8 protein-coding genes are annotated in these 7,707 nt (G+C 71.0%); 6 read left to right on the top strand and 2 right to left on the bottom strand.

Annotation, left to right across the window (positions count from 1 at the left end):
• The first annotated feature begins 40 nt into the window (after positions 1-40).
• From ACFYOB_RS35615 to ACFYOB_RS35630, 4 genes are all read left to right on the top strand, one after another.
• Entirely contained in the window at positions 41-1,279 is a 1,239-nt protein-coding gene (locus ACFYOB_RS35615; protein ID WP_388567511.1) for an MFS transporter, read from the top strand.
• 21 nt (positions 1,280-1,300) lie between these two features.
• Positions 1,301-1,810, top strand: coding sequence for a MarR family winged helix-turn-helix transcriptional regulator (locus tag ACFYOB_RS35620; RefSeq protein WP_388567513.1), 510 nt, complete (start codon positions 1,301-1,303; stop codon positions 1,808-1,810).
• A 44-nt stretch (positions 1,811-1,854) separates the two neighbouring features.
• The gene (locus ACFYOB_RS35625) at positions 1,855-2,184 is read left to right on the top strand and encodes a DUF3817 domain-containing protein (protein ID WP_388567515.1); all 330 of its coding nucleotides are present in this window, start codon (positions 1,855-1,857) and stop codon (positions 2,182-2,184) included.
• 75 nt (positions 2,185-2,259) lie between these two features.
• Positions 2,260-3,960, top strand: coding sequence for a methylmalonyl-CoA mutase (locus ACFYOB_RS35630; protein ID WP_388567518.1), 1,701 nt, complete (start codon positions 2,260-2,262; stop codon positions 3,958-3,960).
• Here the strand turns inward: ACFYOB_RS35630 and ACFYOB_RS35635 are convergent.
• Positions 3,936-4,253, bottom strand: a complete 318-nt coding sequence (locus ACFYOB_RS35635) for a hypothetical protein (protein WP_388567521.1) — start codon at positions 4,251-4,253, stop codon at positions 3,936-3,938. The two genes, ACFYOB_RS35630 and ACFYOB_RS35635, sit on opposite strands and share 25 nt — an antisense overlap.
• A 195-nt stretch (positions 4,254-4,448) precedes the next feature.
• A complete protein-coding gene (locus ACFYOB_RS35640) occupies positions 4,449-5,069 on the bottom strand; it encodes a TetR/AcrR family transcriptional regulator (protein ID WP_388567524.1) in 621 nt (206 codons plus the stop codon).
• Between the two features lie 227 nt (positions 5,070-5,296).
• Here ACFYOB_RS35640 and ACFYOB_RS35645 point away from each other — a divergent pair, with 227 nt between their 5' ends.
• Positions 5,297-6,295 carry a tetratricopeptide repeat protein gene (locus ACFYOB_RS35645; RefSeq protein WP_388567527.1) on the top strand — a complete coding sequence of 333 codons (999 nt, stop codon included), beginning with the start codon at positions 5,297-5,299 and terminating at the stop codon, positions 6,293-6,295.
• 608 nt (positions 6,296-6,903) lie between these two features.
• Positions 6,904-7,554 carry a DUF6230 family protein gene (locus tag ACFYOB_RS35650; protein ID WP_388567530.1) on the top strand — a complete coding sequence of 217 codons (651 nt, stop codon included), beginning with the start codon at positions 6,904-6,906 and terminating at the stop codon, positions 7,552-7,554.
• The last annotated feature ends 153 nt before the right edge of the window (positions 7,555-7,707 follow it).

A 7,707-nucleotide genomic window follows, 5' to 3' on the forward strand; every position in this document is an offset into this window, starting at 1 on the left:
CTCTACGGGACCCACGGTAGCCGGGGCGAAGCTGCCGGACATGTCAGCCGTAACCTCCGCCTCCACCGGCTACCGGGCCGTCTTCCGTACACGTGAGTTCCGCCCCGTGTTCGCCGCACACCTGCTCTCCGTGCTCGGCGTGGTCGTCGCCGAGATCTCCCTCACCGTCCTCGTATACCGCGCCACCGGCTCGCCCCTGATGAGCGCGCTCACCTTCGCCCTCGGCTTCCTCCCGTACGCCCTCGGCGGCACCCTGCTCGCCCAGATCGCCGACCGTCAGCCCGCCCGGCGGGTGCTCGTCGGCTGCGACCTCGTCTGCGCGGCCTGCGCCGCCGCCATGGCCCTGCCGGGCACCCCCGTCGCGGTGCTCCTCGTACTGCGCTGCGCGATGGCGTTCGTGGCGCCGCTGTTCCAGGGCGCCCGCGCCGCCTCCCTCGCCGACATCCTGGGCGCGGGCGACGCATTCGTCCTCGGCCGCTCACTGCTGCGCATGGTGGCCCAGAGCTCGCAGCTCATCGGCTTCGGCCTCGGCGGGCTGCTGCTCACCGTCCTCGCGCCGCGCGGCGCCATCGGCCTGACCGCCGCCGGATTCCTGGGCTCCGCGCTCCTGCTGGGCCTCGGCACGCGCGGCCGCCCCGCCCGCGGGGGCTCCCGCGAGTCCCCGCTGCGCGGGCTGCGCGCCGTCCTCGGGGACCGCCGGATCCGGGCGCTCACCCTGCTGTTCTGGCTGCCACCCGTCTTCGTCGTCGTACCGGAGGCCCTGCTCGCCCCCTACGCCGCCGGTCTCGGCTCCGGAACCGTGGCGCTGGGACTGCTGATGTGCGCGATGCCCGTGGGCAACATCGCCGGTGAACTCTGGGCCGGCTCCGCGCTCACCGCCCGAACGCGTTCCCGGATCACGGGCCCGCTCGTGGCCGCCGGACTGCTGCCGCTGCTCCTGTACGCAGCCCGGCCCGGCGTACCGCTGACGCTGACCGCGCTACTGCTCGCCGGCCTGGCCCACGCGTACACCCTCGGCCTCGACCAGTGGTACGTCGACGCCGTCCCCGAGGAGCTGCGCGGCCGCGCGATGACCTTGCTCAGCACCGGGCTGATGACCCTCCAGGGCGTGGGCATGGCCCTGGCCGGCCTCGCCGCCGAGTTCTTCCCCGTGCACCAGGTCGTCACCGCCTCCGGGGTCCTCGGCACGGCCGTCGTCCTGCTGCTGCTCGCCGAACTCCGCGCCTGCGCCCCGGAGCGGGAACGGCCGAGGAGTGAGACGGGACTCGCCGCCAAATGACCGCCCGGTAGGGTCTCATCCGTGCCCAAGCCGCTCAGCCTTCCCTTCGATCCCATCGCCCGCGCCGACGAGCTCTGGCGGCAGCGCTGGGGGCCGGTGCCCTCGATGGCCGCCATCACCTCGATCATGCGGGCGCACCAGATCCTGCTCGGCGAGGTCGACGCGGTGGTCAAGCCGTACGGTCTGACGTTCGCGCGGTACGAAGCGCTGGTGCTGCTCACCTTCTCCAAGGCCGGCGAACTGCCGATGTCGAAGATCGGCGAGCGGCTGATGGTCCACCCGACGTCGGTGACGAACACCGTCGACCGGCTGGTGCGGTCCGGGCTCGTCGACAAGCGGCCCAACCCGAACGACGGCCGCGGCACCCTCGCCTCCATCACGGACAAGGGCCGCGAGGTCGTCGAGGCCGCCACCCGGGACCTGATGGAGATCGACTTCGGGCTCGGCGCGTACGACGCCGAGGAGTGCGCGGAGATCTTCGCGCTGCTGCGTCCGCTGCGGGTCGCCAGCGGGGACTTCGACGAGAAGTAAGCCCCCGTCAAGATCGAGCAAAACGGACGGTTAGGCTCAGTGGCATGAAGAAGAGCGTGCTGACCCGCTACCGGGTGATGGCCTTTGCCACTGCCGTGATGCTGCTGGTGCTGTGCACCTGCATGATTTTCAAGTACGGCTTCGACAAGGGCGCCGATCTGACGTTCGTGGTGTCCCAGGCCCACGGCGTGCTCTTCATGATCTACCTGGTCTTCGCCTTCGACCTGAGTTCGAAGGCCCGCTGGCCCTTCGGCAAGATGCTCTGGGTCATGCTCAGCGGCACCATCCCGCTGGCCGCGTTCTTCGTCGAGCGCAAGGTCCGCGCCGAGGTCGAGCCGCTGGTCAGCGGCGGTCTCGCGACCGCCGAGGCCTGATCGTCACAAACCCCCGGGGCATCTCCCGGGGTTTGCCATCGACATTTACTAGGACGTCCTAGTAAATTCGTGGGTATGGACGCAGACGCCATCGAGGAAGGCCGCCTTCGCTGGCAGGCCCGTTACGACAAGGCCCGCAAGCGCGAGGCCGACTTCACCACGCTCTCCGGCGATGCCGTCGAACCGGTCTACGGGCCCCGGCCCGGCGACGCGTACGAGGGATTCGAGCGCATCGGCTGGCCGGGCGAGTACCCGTACACCCGCGGCCTGCACGCCACCGGGTACCGCGGCCGGACCTGGACCATCCGGCAGTTCGCCGGGTTCGGGAACGCCGAGCAGACCAACGAGCGCTACAAGATGATCCTGGCCGCCGGCGGCGGCGGGCTCTCCGTCGCCTTCGACATGCCCACCCTCATGGGCCGGGACTCCGACGACCCCCGCGCCCTCGGCGAGGTCGGCCACTGCGGGGTCGCCATCGACTCCGCCGCCGACATGGAGGTCCTCTTCAAGGACATCCCGCTCGGTGACGTCACCACGTCGATGACCATCTCGGGTCCCGCCGTGCCCGCCTTCTGCATGTACCTGGTGGCCGCCGAGCGACAGGGTGTGGACCCCGCCTCCCTCAACGGCACGCTCCAGACGGACATCTTCAAGGAGTACATCGCCCAGAAGGAGTGGCTCTTCGAGCCCGAGCCGCACCTTCGGCTCATCGGCGACCTCATGGAGTACTGCGCGAAGGGCATCCCGGCCTACAAGCCGCTGTCCGTCTCCGGCTACCACATCCGCGAGGCCGGAGCCACGGCCGCGCAGGAGCTCGCGTACACCCTCGCCGACGGATTCGGCTACGTGGAGCTCGGGCTCTCGCGCGGCATGGACGTGGACCACTTCGCGCCCGGCCTGTCCTTCTTCTTCGACGCGCACCTCGACTTCTTCGAGGAGATCGCCAAGTTCCGCGCCGCGCGCCGGATCTGGGCCCGCTGGATGAAGGAGGTCTACGGGGCGAAGAGCGAGAAGTCGATGTGGCTGCGCTTCCACACGCAGACCGCCGGGGTCTCCCTCACCGCCCAGCAGCCGTACAACAACGTCGTGCGCACCGCCGTGGAGGCCCTCGCGGCCGTCCTCGGCGGCACCAACTCCCTGCACACCAACGCCCTCGACGAGACGCTCGCGCTGCCCAGCGAGCAGGCCGCCGAGATCGCCCTGCGCACCCAGCAGGTGCTGATGGAGGAGACCGGGGTCGCCAACGTGGCCGACCCGCTGGGCGGTTCCTGGTACGTAGAGCAGCTCACCGACCGCATCGAGGCGGACGCGGAGAAGATCTTCGACCAGATCAAGGAGCGCGGGCTGCGCGCCCACCCCGACGGGCAGCACCCCATCGGGCCGATCACCTCCGGCATCCTGCGCGGCATCGAGGACGGCTGGTTCACCGGGGAGATCGCCGAGTCGGCCTTCCAGTACCAGCGGGCGCTGGAGAAGGGCGACAAGCGGGTCGTCGGCGTCAACGTCCACCACGGGTCGGTCACCGGGGACCTGGAGATCCTGCGGGTCAGCCACGAGGTGGAGAAGGTACAGGTACGGGAGCTGGCCGAGCGCAAGGACCGGCGCGACGACGCCAAGGTGTCCGGGGCGCTGGCCGCGATGCTGGAGGCCGCCCGGGACGGGTCGAACATGATCCCGGCCATGTTGGACGCGGTGCGGGCCGAGGCCACGCTGGGCGAGATCTGCAACGTGCTCCGCGAGGAGTGGGGCACCTACACCGAGCCGCCCGGCTTCTGAGTCCCCGTCAGCTGGAACGGCCGGTCATGGCGCCCTGCGGTGGCGCCATGACCGGCCCTTCCGCTGTTTCGCTCCACCGCGCCGTGCGCGGCGTGAGCGTCCGTGTGGTGATGCAGACCGGCTGCGGGTCGTACGCGTACGTCGTCGCCGACTTCGAACCGCCCGGCCCCGACGGCGGGCAGGAGTTCCTGCACACCGTGCCCGCCGCCCGGCTGCCGCACGAGTTCCTGCCCGCCGTGTGGGAGGGCGTCCGGGAAGGGCTCGGCGCGGTGGCGGCCCACCGTGCTGCTCACCGGCGGGGGCTTCCACGAGGTCGACTCCAGGGACTACCGCTGCTGGCTGGCCGGCCGGGAGGCGGGCCGGGCCGCTCTCGCGGCCGCCGGGCCGGGACCCCCGCCGCAGGACCAGGGCCGGCAGATCCGGGTCACTGGCCCGGAAAGCCCCGGCCGGAGCGGAAGGGGGGACTGACCCCGCCCCGCCCCGCCACGTCAGGGTTGGGCAGGGCCCTGGAGGCCGTGCATCAGGAGCGCCGTGAAGGTGGACACCCAGAGCTCGTCCACCGGTTCGGAGCTCACCAGCGCGCGGTGCACCACCGTGCCCGCGATCACGTCGAAGATCAGGTCGGTGGTGCGGCCCGCGACGGACTCGTCCTCCTCGTACGGGAGTTCCCCGCGCGCCTGGGCCCGCTCGCGCCCCATTACGACGAGACGTTTCTGCCGGTCCACGATGGCCGACCGGATCCGGTCGCGCAGGGCCTCGTCCCGGGTGGACTCGGCGACCACCGCCATCAGGGCCGTTCGGGCCTCCGGGCGCCGCAGCAGCTCCGCGAACTGCAGGACCACATGCTCGACGTCGGCTTCGAGGGAACCGCGGTCGGGGAGTTCGAGGGAGTCGAAGAGTTCCGCGACCGCGTCCACGACCAGCTCGTTCTTGCCCGCCCAGCGCCGGTAGAGGGTGGTCTTGGCCACGCCGGCCCGGGCCGAGACGTCGCCCATCGTCAGCTTCGACCAGCCCAGGTCCACCAGCGCGTCCCGCGTCGCGGCGAGGATGGCGGCGTCCGCGGCGGCGCTGCGGGGGCGGCCGGTCCGGCCAGGGCTGGGGTTGCGCATGGCCGAGACCATACCCGCCGGTAGCCGACTGGGCCGCTGTGGTTCAGATCACGGGGCGCCATGGGGCCGGGAGGAGTTACGCTACGGCTCGTAGCGTAAGAGCGACAACCACGCGAAGGGCTACTGGCGCCAGGTGGGGACCCGGCGCCGCACTGTTTCGACGGTCGCGACGAGGCAATTCTCGCGATCTTTTTCGTCGGCGCGCGCACACGGGGGAGGATGTACGCATGCAGCCCAGAAACATGTCCATGAGCGGCGTCGTCGACCTCGCCGCGGTGAAGGCGGCCGGCGAGGCCAAGGCCAAGGCCGAGCAGGCCCGCGCCGAATCGGCGCGGCAGGCGGCACAGGGCGGCGGGACCGGCCCGGCCGCCGGCGCCGTGCCGCCCTCCGCGCTCGTCATCGACGTAGACGAGGCCGGCTTTGAACGCGATGTGCTCCAGCTCTCCGCCGAGGTCCCGGTCGTCCTGGACTTCTGGGCGGAGTGGTGCGAGCCGTGCAAGCAGCTCAGCCCGCTCCTGGAGCGCCTGACCGTCGAGGCGAACGGCCGGCTCGTACTGGCCAAGGTCGACGTGGACGCCAACCAGACGCTGATGCAGCAGTTCGGCATCCAGGGCATCCCGGCCGTCTTCGCCGTGGTCGCGGGCCAGGTGCTGCCGCTGTTCCAGGGCGTGGCCCCCGAGCAGCAGATCCGCGAGACCCTCGCCCAGCTGGTCCAGGTCGCCGAGGAGCGCTTCGGGATCATCGGCATCGAGGTGGACCCGAACGCCGAGGGCGCGGCCCCGGCCGCCGAGGCCGAGATCCCGGCCGGTCCGCACGACGCCCTGCTGGAAGCGGCCGTCGCCGCGCTGGACGCCGGTGACCTGGGCGGCGCGGTGCAGGCGTACAAGAACGTGCTCTCCGACGACCCGGCCAACAGCGAGGCCAAGCTGGGCCTGGCCCAGGCGGAACTCCTCGTCCGGGTCCAGGACATGAACCCGCAGGCGGTGCGCACCGCGGCCGCCGAGAACCCGCGAGACCCGGCGGCCCAGATCGCCGCGGCCGACCTCGATCTGGTCGGCGGGCACGTCGAGGACGCCTTCGGGCGCCTGGTGGACACCGTGCGCGTGACGTTCGGTGACGACCGGGACGCCGTACGGCTGCGTCTGCTGGAGCTGTTCGAGGTCATCGGCGCGGACGACCCGCGGGTGTCGGCGGCGCGTACGGCGCTGGCGCGGGTGCTGTTCTAGGAGCGGTTCCACGAGCGGCTCCTGGAGGCGCCGCGAAGGCCGGCGGACCACCGGCGATTTATTGACACATAGAGAAACAGCGGCCGCACTTTGCCAAAACTTGGCAATCGCGGCCGCTGTTACTCGCAGTAAGACGAACCCCGTGAACTGTCCGGTGTGTTCACTCTTCCCCCGTTCTGTCGTGGCCCTCGGTGACACCCTGTGTTGCTGCCCGACAACAAGAGGCAGCACCCCGGTTATCTGGCCGTTACCCGCCAGTAACGACCCCCCTTGTGCCCCGGCCGGGAATGGACCACGATCGGCGACGCTCGGTCCTTCCCGCAGAGCCGCTCATCCGGAGCCGCGGTGGAGGGTCCCCACCGAGCCGGCCGGTGGCAGTGGCACCGGCCGTGGACAGGGGGGTCTCTGCCACACGGCAGGGCCTGTCCTCCAGGTTGCGCGAACGCGTGGCCCAGTGGTTGTCGCTCGGGGGTGATCGCCGGTGTACGGGACGTGGCACAGCCGCGGCCGGGCCACCAGCGCTCCTTCCCGAGGACGTAGCACTTCTCCCATCCCAGGACGGGTACGGCCCGGACCGGAGATGTACGTCCGAGAAGGAGGAACGAATAATGAGTTCTCAGGTTCGTGGCGGGACCAGATGGAAGCGCTTCGCGCTCGTCATGGTGCCGAGCATCGCGGCCACCGCCGCGGTCGGTGTGGGTCTGGCGCAGGGTGCCCTCGCGGCGTCCTTCAGCGTCTCCGGCCAGGACTTCAAGGTCTCGGCCGACAAGCTCGACGGTGACGACCTGCTCCAGTACGGCAGCGTCGCCAAGGGCAAGGGCCTGGACGGCAAGGACGCGGCGCACCCGGTCACCATCTCCGGGTTCCGCCACGCCGAGATCACCAACATGTGCCAGTCGCTGGTGACGCCGATCCCCGGACTCGGCAACATCACGATGCAGCTGCGGACGGGCAACAAGGGCAAGCCGGCCGTCGCCGAGAACATCTACCTGGATGTTGCGGAGCTCGACACCGACGCCACGTTCAGCGACCTGGACATCGGCGTCGCGGTCGGCGCCGCGGCGGACGACAAGCACCCGACCGCGCCGCAGGCCGGCACGGTCGCCAACGGTGCCCTGTTCTCGCAGCGCGCCAAGAAGGCCGTTCTGACCAACGTGCGCCAGAAGGCCTGGGCGACGACGGCGGGTACTTTCACGCTGCCCGACCTCAAGCTGCGGCTGATGAGCGGCGACCAGCCGTGCTACCAGGACGAGAAGTAGCCCGTCCCGGCAGGTGAACGGTAGAGGCGGGGGGCGGGCGGGGCCGCCCCCCCGCCCCCCCCGCGCCCCACACTTAAACCGAACCCACAGTCCAGGGAGGTGTTTGGGATGCAAACCCACCCCCCCCCTCGCCCCCCCGCCGACCCCGTGCAC

The organism is Streptomyces sp. NPDC006463 (assembly GCF_042870715.1).
In the GTDB taxonomy this organism is placed as follows: Bacteria; Actinomycetota; Actinomycetes; order Streptomycetales; family Streptomycetaceae; genus Streptomyces.